The organism is Lentibacillus halodurans (genome assembly GCF_900112045.1).
GTDB classification, from domain to species: Bacteria; Bacillota; Bacilli; order Bacillales; family Amphibacillaceae; genus Lentibacillus; species Lentibacillus halodurans.
In genome coordinates this window covers 1-19,095 of record NZ_FOJW01000011.1, presented here as the reverse complement: position 1 = coordinate 19,095, position 19,095 = coordinate 1, and the positions used below count along the sequence as shown (strand labels likewise).

The window sequence follows — 19,095 nt, the reverse complement described above, 5'->3', positions numbered from 1 at the left end:
TGATTGATTATTTTCAGAAAAGGTTCTAATTTTTGTGTACAGGTTGGTCTAAATTTTTGTTGAGCTCGTATATATAATAGTACAAACCATCGTAGGAGGGAAAAACATGCAGAAGCGCAGTCTATTGCCATTGAGCCTAACAGTGTTTCTCACTATTATATTATCCGGGTGCTTCCAGGGTGAGCAATCGTTGGACAATGAGGAGATGGATCCGCCGCAAGACGCTGAAGCAGTAGATGAATTGGAAAGTGAAACAGGCGAAGAAGTAAGTACAAAAGGGGAAGAAAGTCAGAAAGAAGAGGGAGAAGGTGATGAGACGACAGCATCTGAAACGGTAGACAGGCAGCTGTATTTGATCGATGCCAATGGAATGGTAGCCTCTCAGACATTAGAGATACCACAGCCAGAATCAAACGAAGTGGCAAAACAGGCATTGGAGTATCTCGTGAAAGATGGTCCGGTCACATCACTCTTACCAAATGGATTTCAGGCTGTAATACCGGCAGGAACTCAAATACTTGGGTTAAATTTGGAAGACGATGGGACAATGATTGTCGATGTATCAAAGGAGTTCGAAAGTTACGAGGCAGAGCAGGAGCTGGAAATACTCCAAGCTATGACGTATACATTAACACAATTTGAAAATGTAGATCAAATGAAGCTTCGTATTAATGGGGATCCACAGGAGACGATGCCTGTTGATGGAACGCCTATTGGTGATGGATATTCAAGGGTTAATGGGATAAATCTGGTTCAATCCGATTCAGTTGATTTGCTTGGGAGTGAACCTGTAACATTGTACTACCCATCCATTCAAGGTGAAAATCAATATTTTGTCCCTGTAACCGAATATATTAACGTGGAGGATAGCGGCTTATACGGATCCATGGTTCAGGCACTAATGCAGGGGCCGAATACTGACACTAATTTGCAGCATGTTTTCAATGGTTCCGCAGAATTGACCAATGCTCCAAGTTTAAATGAAGGCGTACTTGAAGTGGTGTTCAATCAGGAAGTATTGCAAGATAGTGAGCAGGCTGTTATATCCAATGAAGTGATGGAAACCCTTGTGCGAACCTTAACGCAAGACGAAGAGGTGGAAGCTGTTGAAGTAAAGGTTGAAGATGTTGAGACGCTGTTTAATGAAAACGGGGAACCATACACGGAACCTGTGACGACTCAATCTTTTTATTCAACTGAAAAATTATAATATAAAAAGACTGTGTGAGCAGTCTTTTTCACTTTTGGAACGGATAAAAACATGAAAAGATGAAAGTAAAGAAAAACGACGAGAGTTGCTATAAGATAACGGGTCTCGATTTTTTCTGATTTTTCCTGACTCCATTCATAATTCATGTGTCGTTGCAAAAAATATGTTAGGATAATGGTTGATGCATAATGAAGGAGGCATAAATTCTGTTGAGAAATGACCAGCGAGATTATAACGAATTACGACCAGTAAATATCACACCGGACTATATTAAACATCCGGAAGGGTCTGTACTGATTGAGTTTGGCGATACAAAAGTAATTTGCAATGCAAGTATTGAAGACCGAGTGCCCCCTTTTATGCGAGGTCAGGGGAAAGGCTGGATTACGGCAGAATATGCGATGCTTCCGCGGGCAACGGAACAGCGTAATATCCGTGAATCCTCCAAAGGAAAAGTAAGCGGGAGAACGATGGAAATCCAGCGATTAATCGGACGTGCCCTAAGATCAGTTGTCGATTTGAATCAAATAGGTGAGCGTACTGTATGGGTTGACTGTGATGTCATTCAGGCTGATGGCGGAACAAGGACAGCCTCGATAACAGGAGCATTTGTCGCTGTTGTTTTGGCTTTTAATAAACTGCTTCATAAGAAAATGATAAAAAAAATGCCTGTCACAGATTTCATGGCTGCCATTTCCGTTGGCATTTCACCGGACGGAACAGAACTGCTTGATTTAAACTATCAGGAAGACTCCGTGGCAACTGTCGATATGAATGTTGTGATGACAGGTGCAGGAGAGTTTATTGAAATACAAGGAACCGGTGAAGAAGCAACATTTTCAGGCAACCAGCTGCAAACGATGCTTGGGCTTGCCGGTGAAGGGATGCAGGAATTGAATTCGATCCAAAAAACAGTGCTGGGCGACATGACCAATCGCATCGGTGAAACCAGAAAAACTGAGGAAGATTCACCATGAATGAAATGATTATTGCTACGAAAAACCCCGGTAAGGCAAAGGAGTTCAAGATTTTTTTTGCCAAGTACCGGATTAATGCTGTTTCACTTCTGGAACTTTCACGGGAAATCGATGATATTGATGAAACGGGAACGACGTTTGAAGAAAATGCTGCATTGAAAGCTAAGGAAATATCCGCATTGCTGAAGCGGCCTGTTTTAGCTGATGATTCAGGCCTGGTTATTGATGCATTGGATGGCCAGCCGGGTGTTTTCTCGGCAAGGTATGCGGGCGAACCGAAAGATGACCAGAAGAATATCGACAAAGTATTGCGTGAATTACAGGGGGTTGATCCTTCAAAAAGGACCGCACGATTTTTATGTATCCTGGCAGTTGCTGTCCCAGGGGAGAGGACCATTTTTAAAAAGGGATTCTGTGAAGGGAAAATTGCTACCTCACAGGCAGGTCATCATGGATTCGGCTACGACCCTATTTTTATCCCCGATGGTTACACAACAACAATGGCACAGCTTTCTCCTGATGTAAAAAACCAAATCAGTCATCGAAGCGACGCCATCATTCAACTGGAGGATTGGGTTAAACAATTGCAGTAAACAGATGAGGTGATAACTTGCCAAGCGTATTGATTGTCAGTGACAGTCACGGTTCCACTGAAGAGCTCGCGGCCATCAAGGCACGGCATCATATCGATTATAAAATTCACTGCGGTGATTCAGAACTTGAAATGGACTCACACGAATTAGAAGGATTCATAAAAGTTAGCGGAAATTGTGACGCTGATGCCAGATTTCCTGAAGAACAGGTCAGTACAATCGATGACCTCACGTTTTTTATTGCCCATGGTCATCTTCATCAAGTGAAATCAAATCCGATGGCAATTGCTTATAGGGCGGAAGAACAACATGCTCAGGTTGTCTGCTTCGGTCATACACATATCGCTGGTGCAGAAAAAGCAGGTAATCAATTGCTGATCAATCCAGGAAGTGTTTTGCTTCCTCGCATCAGAATGGAAAAAACATATGCTATTATGAAATGGAATACATTAGATGACATTAGTGTTCATTTCTATACCACCGAGGGAGATTTTGTTGAGGATCTGTCACTAACAACATCATTGAACTAAATTTCATTTTGAACTATTTGTACATGATATAGTAAATTTTACATTACTGGGAAACGTCCGATGTCTTTTCAACACCGGGCGTTTTTAAGTCAGCATGCCAATGTCAGTATTCGAACCACAGCTCACAGCTTAAAAGACTCTACATTGTCTTATAAATAAGAGATGAAGTAAATATAAATGTTTAAAAAAGATTTATAGTGCATTAATAACCAGTATTATAGTCATTATATTCTAGTTTATTTATGCTATTATGGCTCAACGGTTAAATACAGGCCCCGCCGTCGAAGTTGAGTACTATGGTCATAGTTACATGACTTGTTAAAAGGCCATAAGGAAAATGATAGACACACTTTATGCAAATGATATTAGTACAGGTAACTTTACAATTAATCAAAATGGGGATAGAAATATTTAATGTATTATATTTGTGGATCAAATAGCGGAAGACTAAATGAGAGGGTCATAATCCAAAACTGGGAAATGGTTATGAATCAGCTCCTCGTCCATGATCATCTCAAAGACAGGATTTTAAAATCCATTGCGTAAATTTAACTTACACACTTTATTTGACAAACCCTAGAAGCATAAGAAAAACGAGCCCTCACATGAAAGGCGTGAAGGCTTAATTCTTCAATAATTTTTCTTAATCTTTCATGGGCTTCCTGATTTCCTCCACTCTTCAAGCGTATCCTGCTTGCGCTGTAGTTCGATTACGCAAAATAAATTCCCCTCTTAAAGAAGATTCTTAATCCTTAGAAGTGTCCTTTTCAATAATAATTCCTAAAAACTCTTTAAAAACACTTAGCCAGTAAGAATTTCTTCATTAGGGTATTTGATGAGGTCAGGGGACTGTTTAGCAAACGCAAAAGCGAAAGTTAAAGGACCTAATTTTCCAATAAGCATGTTTAAGATGATAACGCATTTACCAAACAACGTTAAACTGCCTGTCAACCCCATGGATAGCCCTAAAGTTCCGAATGCGGACACACTTTCAAACATAATCATTAAAAACGATGCATCCTCTGTTAGATTTAAAAGGAATATTGTTGTAAAGACTACGCCAATACTTCCTATAGTTAAGGCTAATGCTTTTAAAACAACATGGTTAGGTATACTTCTCTGGTAAATCACGACATGTTCTTTTTTTGAACAAGGATATTGTTGCTAAGAGTATGGCTAATGCAGTGGTTAGTTTGATACCACCGACTGTAGATGTACTTCCACCTCCAATGAACATAAGAATAATGATAAGGAAAAGAGAAGATTCTTCCATTTGTCCAATATCTAAAGTATTAAATCCAGCTGTTCTCGGAGTGACAGCTTGAAAATAAGTTGCTTGAATTTTATCAAAATTAGAAAGTCCTGCTAGTGTATTTGGGTTGTAGTACTCCAAAATAAATATAATAAGAAAACTAAAAATATTGATCGTTAATGTTCCTACAATCATTGATTTTGTTTGTAGGGAAAGCTGTTTGAATTCTTTACTCCTCCACATATCAAATACAACGGTAAATCCTATCCCACCTACAATAAAAAGAAATGAAATTACAATATTAATGACGGGATTGGCTGCAATATCTGACAAACTATTTGACCGAAAAATAATGCATCGATAAAAGAGATTCCTTCTGCGCTTGCGACTGGAAGGCATAAAAGAAAGGCTCCTATTATTATTGAACTAATGAAAATAGAAATGATTATTTGAGGAGGATTGAGTTTTTTTATTTTCATTGTGAATGTCTCCCTACCTTTATTGAATATTTTCTATGGTTATTATTGTCGTAATATGTACAGTGAGTTATCTTTCACAACGTGACATACAACTCCTGCATCGGTGAATTTATCACATAATAACACATAAAAACATCTCATTATAACAACTATTGAAAGAAGTTGTAACAAGGGGTATTGGAAATTAAATTTTTTTGTTTTTACAAACGTTTGTTTTAGAATCCTATCCAAATATTCTGTTAGGATGGGGTTATCGAACGTGAATAAATGTATTGATACCATAGGTAAGTTGGTCACTAATGCTCAACAATCAAGTCATTTTGTTGGAGTAAAGGAAGGTGTTTTTAGGTGGATAGTACATGTTAAAACATCTGAAGGGTTGGAGAGGTAAATGAGAAATAACACTGCTACCGAATTATGGAATAACTATTCACGGAGGAATTCCTATGATCAAGCGCATTACCATTACCATTATCATTATTATTGCTATCATTGCCCTTGGAGGTGCTTTTTTTTTCAGTTCATCGGGTGATAATACAAATGATAAACAAGCAGACAAACAATCAAAGAAAACATCAACGGGTAATGAAAATAAAGAGGCCTTGAAACTTGAGCCATCTTTGGACAAAATATTCGACTTGGCCAAACAAGGAAAAATCCTAGATCGAGATATCATTGTCGGTGAAACGACTGCCGATGATGTGCAAAAAGCTTGGGGAGAACCGGATAATACCGACGATACGGATGTTGGTCTTTTTTTGAACTATCCGTCACATGACATTGACGTCGGTATTACAGATAATATTGTGTCCGATATGCGTTCGTCACAGGAAACATTCAAGTCGCTTGATCTGGATACGATTCAAACATATGAAAAACCGGATGATACGCGTTACTACCAAGACGAAGATCATGATCAAATCATACTTGTCTATGAACTTTCCAATGATTATGTCTTGAAATGGGTGTTGCCGAAACCTGCCGATGATTCGGATAATCCTGATGTGGATCATATTTCATTATCGAAGGAAATTAGCAGAGATGGCGGAAATGGTGACAAAGGAGATGATTCAAGTGATATAAACGCTGACAGTATGAGCCTTGATGAAAAAATAGGACAAATGATTTTCAGCGGGATAGATGAAACGGAAATGACCGCTGAGACAAAAAACATTATTGAAAGATATCATGTTGGAGGTATTATTTTATTTGAAAAAAACATCGAAAGTAAGACTCAAACCGTTAACTTACTAAATGATATCAAAGCTGTGAATACTGACAACCCTTACCCACTATTGCTGGGGGTCGATGAAGAAGGCGGCAGTGTAACACGAATGCCTGATGGAGTAAAAAGTCTGCCGACAAGCCGTTCGATTGGTGAACTGAATAATTCGGATGTGTCGTTCAATGTCGGCACACTTCTCGGTGAGCAATTGCAAGCACTCGGTTTTAATTTAGACTTCGCTCCTGTTCTCGATATAAACAGCAACCCAGATAATCCTGTCATCGGTGACCGTTCGTTTGGCAACAACCCGGATATTGTTACCAGGCTGGGTATCCAGATGATGAAAGGGATCCAAAGTGAAGGGGTTATTTCGGTCATGAAACATTTTCCTGGACATGGTGATACAGGCGAGGATTCCCACTTGGAACTCCCGAAGATCGATAAAAGCTATGAGGAGCTGTCCAAACTGGAGCTTAAGCCATTTAAGAAAGCCATTTCGGAAAATGCCGATGTTAGCATGATCGCTCACATTCTGCTCCCAAAAATAGACGAAAATTATCCTGCATCCATGTCGAAAGAAGTGATTACAGGCATTTTGCGAGAGGATTATGAATTTGATGGTGTCGTGATTACCGATGATTTGACGATGGACGCGATTACCGATCATTATCATGTTGCTGATGCAGCGATCCAGACAGTGAAAGCGGGCGGAGATTTATTGCTCGTTGCACATGATCCCGATTTGATTGCGACTGTTTTTGATGAATTGAAAGCAGCTGTTGAGAATGGAGAAATAAGCGAAGGCAGGATTGACAAAAGTGTGGAGCGCATTACGCATTTGAAAGAAGAATATCAGCTGTTGGATGAAATGACGCCAGTACCTAATTTCCAATCGATTAATGAAAAAGTCGAAACCATTTTGCAGAAAATATCCTGATCATCGCAAAAGGGGTATCGGCATAATTAGGAGATAACTTATTTGAAGATGATTTAGAACACTATGAAGTCGATGTTTTTTCAAACAAGGGATTACTTATTAATTTAGTCTTAAACAATACCAGCTAATAGGAGTAACACTTAAGTCTAAAAAAGTTCAAAAAACATGGTACACTAAAATTGAACATGCTAAATAACCTTCCTTTACGAAACTGGAAGGTTTTGGTAAAAATAGGTATTTCTAGCGTTTTTGTTAATCTACAAAAGCTTCATTATGTTTCAACATGGCATGGATCCAGTGAATAAGCCTGTTTGCACAATCGTTATTGCTACCTTATGTGGCTTGCCTTCTTCTTTTTTGCGGTCATAGAATGCTCTAAGCTTTTTATTACGATTTTTCGTTATAGCGCATTGTACAGCCGTATAAAGGGCCTGGCGTAATCTTGATGAGCCTCTTTTTATGATACGATTGATGGTGGCTTTAAACTTGCTGATTCAAAAACGCTAGGATCAATACCTGCATAGGCAACAAGTTTTTTTGGATATTTGAACTGATCAATGTTTCCCATCTCGGAGATGATTGTGGTTGCAATCTTTTCTCCAATGCCGGGAATGGATTGAATCAATTCATATTCCTCAAAGGTTCTAGCCAGGGCATCTATTACTTTTTCCAGCTTGGATAGGTGCTCTTGGTATTGAAGAAGCATCTGATACGCAAGCGAGATGACTATGATAGACATGCTGTTTAAAAGAGTTCCGTTCAGCTGCATCCTTTAGGTACACAAAAAAAGATAGTGGATACATAAAAGTGTTTGGAGAAAATTGATCAAAGAGCTGGTGACGTGAACGTGAATTAAATTTTTTAACAATAAACTTGATGCTTCCTCTTTTAAAAGCTCAAGTAAAAGCTATTCACTAAGAGAGAGAAAAACCATCTTTGGAGCTTTTTTTCAATTTTGAACAAATACAATCTGCCTAGGCTATATTTAGCAATTAATAGGAAATGTTCATGTAATTAAGCTTTCGATATAAAGTAGTTCTACCTATTCCTATTTGCGAGGCAACTTTTGCTTTATCGCCATCAAAAATGTTGATATACCTTTTTAGTATGGCTTTTTCAGCCTCTAACAAAGTTTGTTTATAAGTATCTTTTAATGGTATTGAAATTTTTTCACTTGGGTCCCCCTCATAGGGTTGTTCAATACAATCTGCCATCAGGATTTTGTAGAAACTAAAATTTTTGTTTGTTATTAACTCACATTGAATCGTAAATCGTTCAAGGATATTATATAATTCTCTTATATTTCCTTTCAAAGGTAAGTTAAATAAATATCTTTCGCAAATCTCGCTCAGATAGGGTTTAATCTCATAGTATAATTCACGATTATGTTTAAAAATAAATTCTTCAGTCAAAGGGATGATATCGTTTTTTCTGTTTCGTAGAGGTGGAATTACAATTTTCAAAACATTTAAACGGTAGAAAAGATCTTCTCGAAATTTATTCTCTTCTATTAATTTATACAGGTTCTGATTAGTAGCTGCAATAATCCGTATGTTAACGGGGGTTACTTTATTACTTCCAATCCGGCGCACTTCTCTTTCTTGGATAACTCTTAAAAGCTTGGCTTGAAATTGTAGAGAAACCGAATTAATTTCATCAAGGAAAATGGTACCGTTATGAGCTATTTCAAATATCCCTTTCTTTCCTTTCTTCTTTGCTCCTGTAAATGCGCCTTCATCATATCCAAATAATTCACTTTCTAGTAAATTCTCTGGCAGAGAAGCACAGTTAACAGCAATGAAGGGGTAATTGCTTCTGGGGCTTTCATTATGGATACTTTGAGCAAATAACTCTTTTCCTGTTCCTGTTTCTCCTGTAATTAAAATTGTGGAATCTGCTTGGGCAAAACGCTTTGCCTTCTGTATTGTTTTTTTAATTAAATTGCTAACATAAATAATTTCATTGAAGTGCTTTTTAGCAATAAGTCCCTTCGCTTCTGTTTCTAAACGAAATTTTTGTTCGATTTGTTGTATTTTGGTTACATCTTGAAAGGTAGTGACTGTTCCTAATTTATTTCCCTTAACATTGATTGGAATACGGTTAACATTAAACGTGTTGTTATTATGTTGAATAATTTTATCCTGTATACTTTCGTTAGAGGTAATATTATTCAAAAATGATTTAGGGAAAACATCAGATAAGTACTTACTTTCTAAATTATGGCTGGAAAGTAAGTTTTGCATAGATTGGTTACTTAGTGTGATTTTATCTTGTTTATTTGTTGCTAAAATACCATCACTAACACTATTAAGAATAGATTTAAATTCCTTTGCCTGTTTTTCTTCTTCTCTTTTAAATTTAATAATTTCTTTAGCACGATTTATAGAATTGTATATGCTGTTTTCTAAAGAGTAAATAAGAATTCCATATAACCCAAATTTTTTTGCAGTGTTAACAGCTACACTTGTTCCGATAACTGTTCCATTTTTTTCAGAGAATTTTCTGATTTTATCTTCCAATTCAAGTTGGGTACTATAAGATATAAACTCAAGTTCTACGGATAATAGCTCTTGTAAAATTGTGTAATCATATTCAAGATCCTCAAAATTTGCCATTGCAATTGCAATGGTTTTTGAATGTGTTATTGCTTTTTTTACAGCTGAAAGGATGTCGAATGGTGTTATTCTGAAAGTTATTATAGGGATATTGGTTTCATTTATGAGTACAGATTTATTGGCCCGTCCAGTAATAATGATATCTGTGTTTCGTTCCTCAATTTCAGGAAGAGTAGTCAGGCATTCATTTAAAAAACATTGATAAACATCTATTAAAACTTCGTTCTGAGCACCCTTAATGATACCTTTTGTTAAATCAATAAAATCTTTATAACCGAGCATAGCAATTCTTTGACCCATTTTTTGAATCCCCTTTAATTTCTGAATACTTTAATGTGTATTATATCACTAGATATAACTTACTACAATCTCAAGATTGGAACATAAATCCCGCGTTTTGAACATATAAACAAAAATTTTTCACTAAAATCGTTGATATTATCAGAAAAATCTGTTTGGCATGAATTTTGCATATATATTGGCAGAAACAATTATTATTCAAAGGAGGATTTTGAAGAAATGAGACTTTTAGTCGTCAGCCTGTTTCTGTCAGTCTTAGTTGCATTTGGTATTGTTGGCTGTTCGAATTCCGAAACATCAGGATCTACTTCTTCCAATTTTTCAATTGGTGCTGGTACTACTGGGGGAGGGTTTCACACAGGAGCTACAGCTTTGTCCAATGTAATAAATGACAAGGTTTCAGAATCGCAAGCTTCCGTTCAAGTTACTGGTGCATCTGTAGATAACGTTGGCTTGCTGCAAGAAGGAGAAATAAAAATAGGTTTTTCTTCTACTGAAACAGCCTATGAAGCTTACAAGGGTGAACATCAATTCGATGGAAAATCTCATGATAAATTAAGAACGGTCTTTCCGGGATGGCCGGGGGTGTATATGTTTGTAACATTTCAAGAGTCAGGTATTGAAAATATAGAAGACTTACAAGGAAAGTCCTACAGCAGTGGACCTTCTGGGTCTTCAAATCAAGTTTTCGCGGACAGAGTCTTTGAAACTTTTAATATAGAACCCAATACTTCAAATTTACCAACAGACGATGCTGCTAATGCCTTGAAAGACGGCACTATTGAAGGTTTTTCAATTGCTTGGCCTGCCTCTGCTGTTACACGTTTAGAAACTAGTCATAAGCTAAATATAGTAACATTGAATGAAGAACAAAAAAAGAAATTTTCTGAGGTTTATCCTCAATATTTATGGCTCTCAATTCCACCAGATACCTACGAGTCTATTCCGAAAGGGGTCGAAAACTTTGGTTTATATAATTTATTATTAGCCAGCAAAGATGTTTCTAATGAGACTATATATGAAATTGTAAAGGCAGCTTACGAAAATAAAGATATGATTGAAGAAGTAATGCCTCAAATGGCCAAAGGAATGTCTATGGAAAATTTAGGTAGCACCACTATTCCATATCATCCTGGAGCTGTAGAATATTTTGAAGAACAAGGAGTAGAAATTCCAAACGAATTGTTACCTCCAGGTTCAGAGTAAATAAGAGAGTCGTAGTCTCATCAAAAATCATACTTAAAAAGGAGGTGCTACCATGTTATTAATTATAAAATGGCTTGGAATAACATTTCCGTTGTTTATCATTTTTGTACTAAACTTTTTTCCTTTAGGTCCACATATATTTCGTCCCTTGATGTTGCTTATTCCTGCGATATTAATATTCTCGATCTTTGAGTCTAGATTTCGTTGGTTAGATTATTTATTTATTTTTCTCAGTATTACCACTTTTGGTTATACGGTCTTCGAACTTGAAAACATTATTACAAGGGGAGTGCTGGAAGCAACTAGATTGGATTTAGTATTTGGAACGCTAGCAGTACTTTTAGTGTTGGAGATGACCCGAAGAACAATAGGCGCTACTTTGCCAATATTGGCACTTATATTCATTTTATATGCCATGTTTGGTACCTATCTACCTGGCATCATGGGGCATGGAGGATATTCGTATGAGAGAATAATTAATACTCTTATTACCTATCAAGGAATTTTTGGTTCCCCTTTAGCAGTAGTTATTTCATTTGTCACAATGTTTATCATTTTTGCTGCTTTTCTTGAATTAACTGGAGTAGGGGATGTCTTTTTTAATTTTTCAAAGGCAATAGCTGGGCGTTCTCGAGGAGGACCAGCCAAAATTGCTACTGTGTCTAGTGCTTTGTTTGGGAGTATTTCTGGAAGTGCAGTAGCTAATGTAGCAGCATCAGGCTCCTTTACAATCCCCATGATGAAAAAGTTAGGTTACAAAGGGACCTTTGCAGGAGCAGTTGAGTCCGCCGCCTCAACAGGTGGGCAAATTATGCCGCCTATTATGGCCGCAGGTGCTTTTCTTATGGCTGAAATGCTAGGAGTTACTTACTTAACTGTAATAACAGCTGCTTTAATTCCGGCAATTCTTTACTTCATTACAATTTGGTTTGGTATTGATTTTAGGTCAGCTAAAAGAGGTTTGAAAGGGTTATCATCTCAAGAAATACCTAAATTATTGCCACTCTTAAAAAAAGAAGGATATATGTTGCTCCCGATTATTGTGATAATTATTGAGCTTTCAATTTTTAAAGTTTCAGCAATTAGGGCGGCTTTCGTTGCTATGATTTTTGCTGTCTTATTAGGGCTTATCAAGAAACAAACCAGACCTAGTGTTAAGGCTTCTCTAGAAGCGATGTTTAACGCATCAAAAAATATTGTTGCAATAGTTGCACCCGTCGCGTGTGCAGGCATTGTAATTGGAGTAATTGGGCTTACTGGCCTTGGGGGAAAAATTGCAAGGTTTGTAGTCAACTTATCAGGGGGAGATGTGTTATTAACATTAATTTTTGCAATGGTGGTTGCAATAATTTTTGGGATGGGTTTACCCACCACAGTGGCTTATTTGTTGGTAATATCTGTATTATCTCCGGTTCTATCTAGTATCGGAGTTGAGCCGATAGCTGCACACCTATTTGTTTTTTATTTTGCATGCTTATCTGGAATAACTCCCCCAGTAGGTCTTGCGGCATATACTGGAGCAAATATAGCTGGCGCTCCTCCAATGAGAACTGCTTTTCAAGCTTGTTCATTAGCAATTGCAGCCTTTATTCTTCCGTATTTATTTGTGTTTCAACCCCCAATATTAATGGAGGGGGACTGGTTCGAAATACTCTTAGAATCATTATTAGCTACCATCGGAATGGTTTCTCTTGCCGCTGTTTTTGAAGGTTGGTTTTTGAGAAGAACGAAAACATTTACACGGATTGTATTAATGTTAGCCTCAGTTTCATTAATAATACCAGGATGGGTTACAGATATTTTAGGATTGATTTTGATAGTAGGGATACTAGTTTTTCGAAAGAATTATCAAAATATTGAAACTGAAATAATTAATGATAGTCACAAAACATTTAGTTAAATTTATTAACAATTTAATTCAACACAGCTTTAAATTTAGGAGGATGAATTATGGGATATAGGCTTGGAATCGATATAGGAGGCACTTTTACTGATCTTTATCTTTTTGATGAAATTAATGGCAAGTCAAAGGTATTAAAAGTGCCATCAAATGTAAATGACCCGTCAATATCAATTGAGGAGGGGATTCAAGAATTACTGTCTTCAAATCAAGTAGAACCTAGTAGTATTAATTATCTTGCTCATGGTACCACTGTAGGGACGAATACAGCTATAGAAAGAAAGGGGGCGACCACAGCATTAATTACTACTAAAGGGTTTCGTGACCTTCTTGAGTTAGGTAGGCAAGCTAGACCTTCAATATATAATCTGTTTGAGGATAAGCCATCACCTCTTATTAAAAGAGAGTTTCGAAAGGAAGTTACAGAAAGATTAAAATATGACGGTTCAATTGATAAAGAATTAAATTTTGAAGAAGCAGAAAGTATCATTAAAAATTTGAAAACCCAGAATATTGAATCCTTTGTTGTGTGTTTTTTACATTCATATACCAACCCAACACACGAAAAACAAATTAAAAAATTAATAAACAAACATTTTCCTGACATTTATGTATCTTTATCAAGTGAGGTTCTTCCGGAGTACCGAGAATTTGAACGTTTTAGTACTACAACAATAAATGGTTATCTTGGGCCAAAAATTAGTCAATATGTAAGTAATTTAGCGAATCGAGTTAAAAAACTAGGTATAGAAACACTTCCTTATATTAATCAATCAAATAGTGGAGTTATGTCTATACAAACAACAAAAGAAAATCCCGCTAGAACAGCATTATCAGGACCAAGTGCCGGAGTAGCAGGGGCCTCCCATATTTCAAAGGTAGCAGGGTTTAATGACATAATTACCTTTGATATGGGTGGTACAAGTACAGATGTATCTTTAATACAAAACGGAGAGCCTAAAATTACTGTTGGAAAAAAAGTAGCCGGATTTCCATTGAATTTACCTATGACTGACGTTCACGCTGTTGGTGCTGGCGGAGGAAGTATTGCCTGGGTGGATAACGGTGGGATTTTAAAGGTCGGTCCTCACAGTGCTGGCGCGACCCCTGGACCCGCAGCTTATGGGGGGGGAGGATTAGAACCCACCGTAACAGATGCAAATGTAATTTTACAGAGGTTAAACCCCAATTATATTTTAGGTGGAGAAATGGAGGTAGATTACGAGGCGGCAAAACAAGCAATTCAAGATAAAGTTGCAAATCCATTAAATATTTCTCTTTCAGAAGCTGCAAAAGGTATTATTACAATTGTACATTCGAATATAATACGAGCCCTACGAGTAATATCCGTTGAACAGGGATTTGATCCTAGGGAGTTTACCCTCGTTGCTTTTGGAGGGGCTGGTAGTTTACATTCAGCCTATGTAGCTAAAGAAGTAGGTATTAAACATGTATTAATACCACAAAATTCAGGAATCCTTTCTGCTTTAGGTTTATTAACATCGGATTTAAAAATGGATTTCGTGAAAACAAGATTGCTTAATGCAAAAGAGGAAAATCTAGAAAAAGTAATGAGTGAATTTGAAACTTTAAGTTCTGATGGGATTAATTGGCTCGAAAAAGAAGAAGTGGCATCATCTAAACAAAAAGTTGAACAAAAAATTGATATGCGCTACTTAGGTCAAAATTATGAGTTATCTATTTCTTTAGATTGTAAGTTAAATACAAGAGAAGATTTAGATTATATATTAGAGAAATTTCATAAAGCTCATGAAAAAAATTATGGATATTCAAATCCTAATGAGGAAGTAGAGTTTATTAATTACCGTGTAACTGCTATTGGTGAGGTACCAAAAATCAGCCTGAAAAAGTACAGAAAGGATCAAACTGATCCATACAAAGCAAGAATTGCACAACGTAACGTTTTTTTTGATAAAGAGGAAAAATATATAACAACTAACATATATGACAGATCATTGTTAATGCCTAACAATAAAATTGAGGGTCCTGCTATCGTCGAGCAAATGGATTCAACAATTGTAATTCCGCCTGGAGTATCAGCGGAAATTGATGAATATCTAAATATCATTTTAACACTTTAGGAGGCAAAATAATGGAAAAGTTAAAAGTAGATCCCATTACAGTAGAAGTTCTGGGGAACGCTTTATTATCTATAGCGGAAGAAATGGGAGGGACCTTAGTTCGGACTTCATATTCAACAAACATAAAAGAAAGAAAAGATTGTTCAACAGCAATATTTAATGAAAAGGGAGAGACAATTGCTCAGGCTGCTGCCATACCTGTTCACCTGGGGTCAATGCTTGGGATTTGTAAAGAAATCTTAGAAAAATATTCTTTAGAAGAAATTTATCCTGGAGATATGTTTATCGCCAATGATCCGTACAATGGTGGAGGGACTCACCTTCCCGATATCACTATTGCCCAACCTGTCTTTTACGAACAACAAATTGTCGGCTTTGTGGCAAATATAGCGCATCATTCTGATGTGGGAGGGAGGGTAGCAGGTAGTTCATCTGGTGATTCAACAAGTATATTTCAAGAGGGGATAAGAATTCCTCCAATTAAAATTTTAAAAAGTGGTGTAATAAACAACGATATCATAGAAATGATTCTACTAAATTGTCGAACACCTAGCGAGCGACTTGGGGATTTATGGGCCCAAATTGCATCTAATAGAATCGGGGAAAAACGTGTAGGGGAGTTAATTGACAAATATGGGAACTCTCTATTTCAAGAAGGTATGTCTGAATTTCTTCTATATTCTGAAAGAAAAATCAAGGAAGGGATTAAAAAAATTCCAGATGGAGTTTACAATTATACAGATTACTTAGATGATGATGGAATCGATTTAGACAAAAGTCCCCTTCCTATTGCAATAAAAATCGAGGTTTCCGGTGATCGTATTCTTCTAGACTTTACGGGCACATGTAAACAAGTAAAAGGAGGGATTAATGTTGTAAAAACGGCACTTTTAGCAACAATATATTATGCACTTAAAGCAGTAATTGATCCCTCTATACCCTCTAATGCTGGGTATTATAATTCAATAGAAGTGAAAGCTCCTGAAGGATCAATTGTGAACGCTGTTCCACCTGCATCTGTGGGTGGCCGTACTGATACATGTCAACGAATTGTGGATGTGATATTTGGTGCTTTAGCAAAAGCCGTTCCTGATAAAGTAGTTGCTGGTTGTAACAGTGCTGTAAGTACAGTGCTTTTTTCAGGAATTGACTCCCGGAAGAACGATTTTTTTGTTTATCCTGAATCCTTAGGAGGAGGTTTAGGTGCCCGCCCGTTTAAAGATGGGATGGATGGTGTTCATGTTCATGTAACTAACTCTTCTAATTTACCAATTGAGTGCTTAGAAATGGAATATCCTATTATGGTTGAAAGATTCGAGTTGAGAAAAGATTCAGGCGGTGCAGGAGAGCATAGAGGCGGTTTAGGTATTCGCAGGGATTACCGCATCTTAGAATCTGTAGAATTTGCATCTCACGCTGACAGACAAAAGTTTAAACCGTGGGGCTTATTTGGGGGGAAAAGTGGTGAACCAGGACTTTTTATCATAAACCTGGAAAAAGAAAACCAAAGAGTGCTATCTTCTGGAAAAGTATCTGAAGTTGTATTGGAAAGTGGTGACATTTTAAGTGCTCAAACACCTGGCTCAGGTGGATATGGTGCTCCGTTAAAAAGAGAACTTGAAAAAATATTAAACGATGTAATTGAAGAAAAAGTAAGCCAGGATTTGGCAGAAAGAGAGTATGGAGTGGAGATTAACTTATCAAAAAGAACTATTAAAAAAAGAGAAAATTTAGTAGCTAAAGGAGATGAAGTATAAATGGACTCAAATATCTTATTTCTTTCACAGGAAGATGTTAAGTCATGTGGCGGTTTAAACATGGAAAATGCAATCAATACAATGGAACAAGTCTTTTCTATACATGATAAAGGAGATTATGTTCTTCCTAATAAAACAACCCTCCGGTGGGGTGATCGCGATTCAGAATCTATATTCGGCAGGATAAATTCTATGCCAGGATATATAGGTGGTGATTTTAACGCTTCAGGAATAAAGTGGATTTCTGGAGCTCCTCAGAACCCATTTAAATATGACTTACCGAGAGCAGCTGGCATTATTATATTAAACGACCCGGAAACTCTTATGCCAGTTGCTGTGATGGATGGGACATTAATAAGTTCAATGAGGACAGGAGCAAATTCAGGCGTAGTGGCAAGATACCTTGCTCGAAAAGATTCACAGAAGTTAGGGTTAATTGGTGCAGGGGTTCAAAATCGAACACAGCTCTTAGCACTTTATTCTGTTCTTCCCGAATTAAATGAAGTTAAAATAACAGATTTAGATAATTCTAGAGCACAAGCATTTGCTAATGAGATGTCTAAAATTGTACCAATTCCTATAAAAGTAGTGGATACTGCTGAGGAAGCTGTAAGAGCTTCAGATGTTTTCGTAACTGCCACAGTAACGAAAGAGCCCATCATAAAATCAGATTGGGTGGAAGAAGGCTCATTATATATCCATGTTGGGAGCCATGAATGCGAGTTTGATGTGATTCATAAATCGAATAAGGTTGTAGTGGACGACTGGAGCGAGTTAAAACATAGAGGCGTTGAGACAATATCAATAATGTATGAAGAAAATGAATTTGAGGAAACGAGCCTCTATTCAGAGCTAGGGGAAATTGTAAATAATAAGCGTAAGGGAAGGGAAGACAATCAAGAAAGAATTTATTTTAACAGCGTAGGCATGGGAATAGAAGATATTGCATTAGCCAGCCAAATATACAAGTTGGCAAAACAGCAAAATATAGGTCAGCTACTTTCATTATGGAACAAACCAGAATTCGTTTGAAATAGACACAAATTAAATAAAAACTTTTTGTTATTTTAGCATCTACACTTATATAGAGATAAATGGCAACTTCCTAATATTAAGGGTAGTTGCCATTTATAAATAATTTGATGATAAGTAATTGATACAATACAACCTTTCGGGTTTATACTTTTGTATGGTTAACATGCCCATTCTTTACCATTAGAACCTTCTCGCTATTAACTCGTAGCAATCATTACTCTCCAGGCCAAGCCAAGAGAATCTCATACATGTGAAAGTATTAGTTAGGAGAAATTGTTAAATTGTAGTTAAGGTAAACAATTATTTGTCCTCGAACGTTTCACATCCTCTAAACAACAGGACATCATTGAGTATTCAAAACTTATATTAAAAGAAAATCAAGCAAATTATTATTTTAAAAGTGCAACTCTAACGGAAACGAATATTAGCATCATCGTTATTCTAACAAATACTAAGCGTTTTACATAGTTGTCGACTCAAAAGTTAATGGTTAGAATTTCAATCGATTCCTACCATTATGATTAACTCAATAGATAAAGTAATTAGTCCAGTTGAGTGAATACCGGGGGTGGTACTTTGGGAGTTTAATTCGCTTCATAGAGTTGTAGATCATTATCCTCCGGTAAAACAAATAATATTGGATAGGTTACACTAAGTTAGACAGATTCGTTAAGGTCATATAAGCTTGATTCAAATAAATCTGAGGAGAATCAAAATGACCAAGCGAAAAAGAAGAACATTCTCACAAGCTTTTAAGGAACAAATCATTCAGCTACATGATGCCGGGAAACCAAGAGGTGAAATCATTAAAGAATATGATCTTACCCCTTCAGCCTTTGACAAGTGGGTTCGTCAACATCAATCCAGCGGCTCCTTTCAAGAAAAAGACAATCGTACACCAGAACAGGAAGAGTTGATCAAGCTTAGAAAAGAAAATCAAAAGCTGGCCATGGAGAATGATATTTTAAAGCAAGCTG

Annotated in this window: 14 protein-coding genes and 1 pseudogene; 11 read left to right on the top strand and 4 right to left on the bottom strand. The window is 36.8% G+C overall.

Features of this window, described 5'->3' with window-relative positions:
• The first annotated feature begins 106 nt into the window (after positions 1–106).
• From BM195_RS13120 to BM195_RS13105, 4 genes are all read left to right on the top strand, one after another.
• Entirely contained in the window at positions 107–1,210 is a 1,104-nt protein-coding gene (locus BM195_RS13120; protein ID WP_090239072.1) for a GerMN domain-containing protein, read from the top strand.
• A 209-nt stretch (positions 1,211–1,419) separates the two neighbouring features.
• A complete protein-coding gene (gene rph, locus BM195_RS13115) occupies positions 1,420–2,187 on the top strand; it encodes a ribonuclease PH (protein ID WP_090239070.1) in 768 nt (255 codons plus the stop codon).
• Entirely contained in the window at positions 2,184–2,780 is a 597-nt protein-coding gene (locus BM195_RS13110; protein WP_090239067.1) for an XTP/dITP diphosphatase, read from the top strand. The genes rph and BM195_RS13110 overlap by 4 nt, the downstream gene beginning before the upstream one ends.
• A 17-nt stretch (positions 2,781–2,797) precedes the next feature.
• Complete coding sequence (locus BM195_RS13105; RefSeq protein WP_090239064.1) at positions 2,798–3,310, top strand: YfcE family phosphodiesterase; 513 nt, start codon at positions 2,798–2,800, stop codon at positions 3,308–3,310.
• Positions 3,311–4,111: 801 nt separating this feature from the next.
• Here BM195_RS13105 and BM195_RS18895 read toward each other — a convergent pair.
• Together BM195_RS18895 and BM195_RS18890 are read right to left on the bottom strand one after the other, a co-directional pair.
• The gene (locus tag BM195_RS18895; protein ID WP_090239060.1) at positions 4,112–4,441 is read right to left on the bottom strand and encodes a potassium transporter TrkG; all 330 of its coding nucleotides are present in this window, start codon (positions 4,439–4,441) and stop codon (positions 4,112–4,114) included.
• Positions 4,416–4,961 carry a potassium transporter TrkG gene (locus BM195_RS18890; protein ID WP_090239057.1) on the bottom strand — a complete coding sequence of 182 codons (546 nt, stop codon included), beginning with the start codon at positions 4,959–4,961 and terminating at the stop codon, positions 4,416–4,418. Before BM195_RS18890 ends, BM195_RS18895 begins: the two co-directional genes overlap by 26 nt.
• 526 nt (positions 4,962–5,487) lie before the next feature.
• Here BM195_RS18890 and nagZ point away from each other — a divergent pair.
• Positions 5,488–7,203, top strand: coding sequence for a beta-N-acetylhexosaminidase (gene nagZ, locus BM195_RS13090; RefSeq protein WP_090239053.1), 1,716 nt, complete (start codon positions 5,488–5,490; stop codon positions 7,201–7,203).
• Between the two features lie 252 nt (positions 7,204–7,455).
• Here the strand turns inward: nagZ and BM195_RS13085 are convergent.
• Together BM195_RS13085 and BM195_RS13080 are read right to left on the bottom strand one after the other, a co-directional pair.
• Positions 7,456–7,979 (bottom strand): annotated as a pseudogene (locus BM195_RS13085) (transposase); the annotation flags it as partial.
• 216 nt (positions 7,980–8,195) lie between these two features.
• A complete protein-coding gene (locus BM195_RS13080; RefSeq protein WP_090239050.1) occupies positions 8,196–10,118 on the bottom strand; it encodes a sigma 54-interacting transcriptional regulator in 1,923 nt (640 codons plus the stop codon).
• A gap of 219 nt (positions 10,119–10,337) precedes the next feature.
• Between BM195_RS13080 and BM195_RS13075 the strand changes: the two genes are divergently transcribed.
• From BM195_RS13075 to BM195_RS13050, 6 genes are all read left to right on the top strand, one after another.
• The gene (locus BM195_RS13075; RefSeq protein WP_090239047.1) at positions 10,338–11,324 is read left to right on the top strand and encodes a TAXI family TRAP transporter solute-binding subunit; all 987 of its coding nucleotides are present in this window, start codon (positions 10,338–10,340) and stop codon (positions 11,322–11,324) included.
• A gap of 52 nt (positions 11,325–11,376) precedes the next feature.
• Complete coding sequence (locus BM195_RS13070; protein ID WP_090239044.1) at positions 11,377–13,224, top strand: TRAP transporter permease; 1,848 nt, start codon at positions 11,377–11,379, stop codon at positions 13,222–13,224.
• A gap of 50 nt (positions 13,225–13,274) precedes the next feature.
• A complete protein-coding gene (locus tag BM195_RS13065) occupies positions 13,275–15,326 on the top strand; it encodes a hydantoinase/oxoprolinase family protein (protein WP_090239041.1) in 2,052 nt (683 codons plus the stop codon).
• Between the two features lie 11 nt (positions 15,327–15,337).
• Positions 15,338–17,083 carry a hydantoinase B/oxoprolinase family protein gene (locus BM195_RS13060; RefSeq protein WP_090239037.1) on the top strand — a complete coding sequence of 582 codons (1,746 nt, stop codon included), beginning with the start codon at positions 15,338–15,340 and terminating at the stop codon, positions 17,081–17,083.
• Positions 17,084–18,115: an ornithine cyclodeaminase family protein gene (locus BM195_RS13055; RefSeq protein WP_090239034.1), complete on the top strand. Its 1,032-nt coding sequence runs from the start codon at positions 17,084–17,086 to the stop codon at positions 18,113–18,115.
• 718 nt (positions 18,116–18,833) lie between these two features.
• The coding region (locus BM195_RS13050) for a transposase (protein ID WP_139224005.1) at positions 18,834–19,095 on the top strand (262 nt) is incomplete at its 3' end.

Coding starts and splice junctions, on each gene's coding strand:
- nagZ (WP_090239053.1), top strand. CDS start 5,488: ATGATCAAGCGCATTACCATTACCATTATCATTATTATTGCTATCATT.
- BM195_RS18890 (WP_090239057.1), bottom strand. CDS start 4,961: ATGCCTTCCAGTCGCAAGCGCAGAAGGAATCTCTTTTATCGATGCATT.
- BM195_RS13065 (WP_090239041.1), top strand. CDS start 13,275: ATGGGATATAGGCTTGGAATCGATATAGGAGGCACTTTTACTGATCTT.
- BM195_RS13120 (WP_090239072.1), top strand. CDS start 107: ATGCAGAAGCGCAGTCTATTGCCATTGAGCCTAACAGTGTTTCTCACT.
- BM195_RS13060 (WP_090239037.1), top strand. CDS start 15,338: ATGGAAAAGTTAAAAGTAGATCCCATTACAGTAGAAGTTCTGGGGAAC.
- BM195_RS13075 (WP_090239047.1), top strand. CDS start 10,338: ATGAGACTTTTAGTCGTCAGCCTGTTTCTGTCAGTCTTAGTTGCATTT.
- BM195_RS13070 (WP_090239044.1), top strand. CDS start 11,377: ATGTTATTAATTATAAAATGGCTTGGAATAACATTTCCGTTGTTTATC.
- BM195_RS13055 (WP_090239034.1), top strand. CDS start 17,084: ATGGACTCAAATATCTTATTTCTTTCACAGGAAGATGTTAAGTCATGT.
- BM195_RS13110 (WP_090239067.1), top strand. CDS start 2,184: ATGAATGAAATGATTATTGCTACGAAAAACCCCGGTAAGGCAAAGGAG.
- BM195_RS13080 (WP_090239050.1), bottom strand. CDS start 10,118: ATGGGTCAAAGAATTGCTATGCTCGGTTATAAAGATTTTATTGATTTA.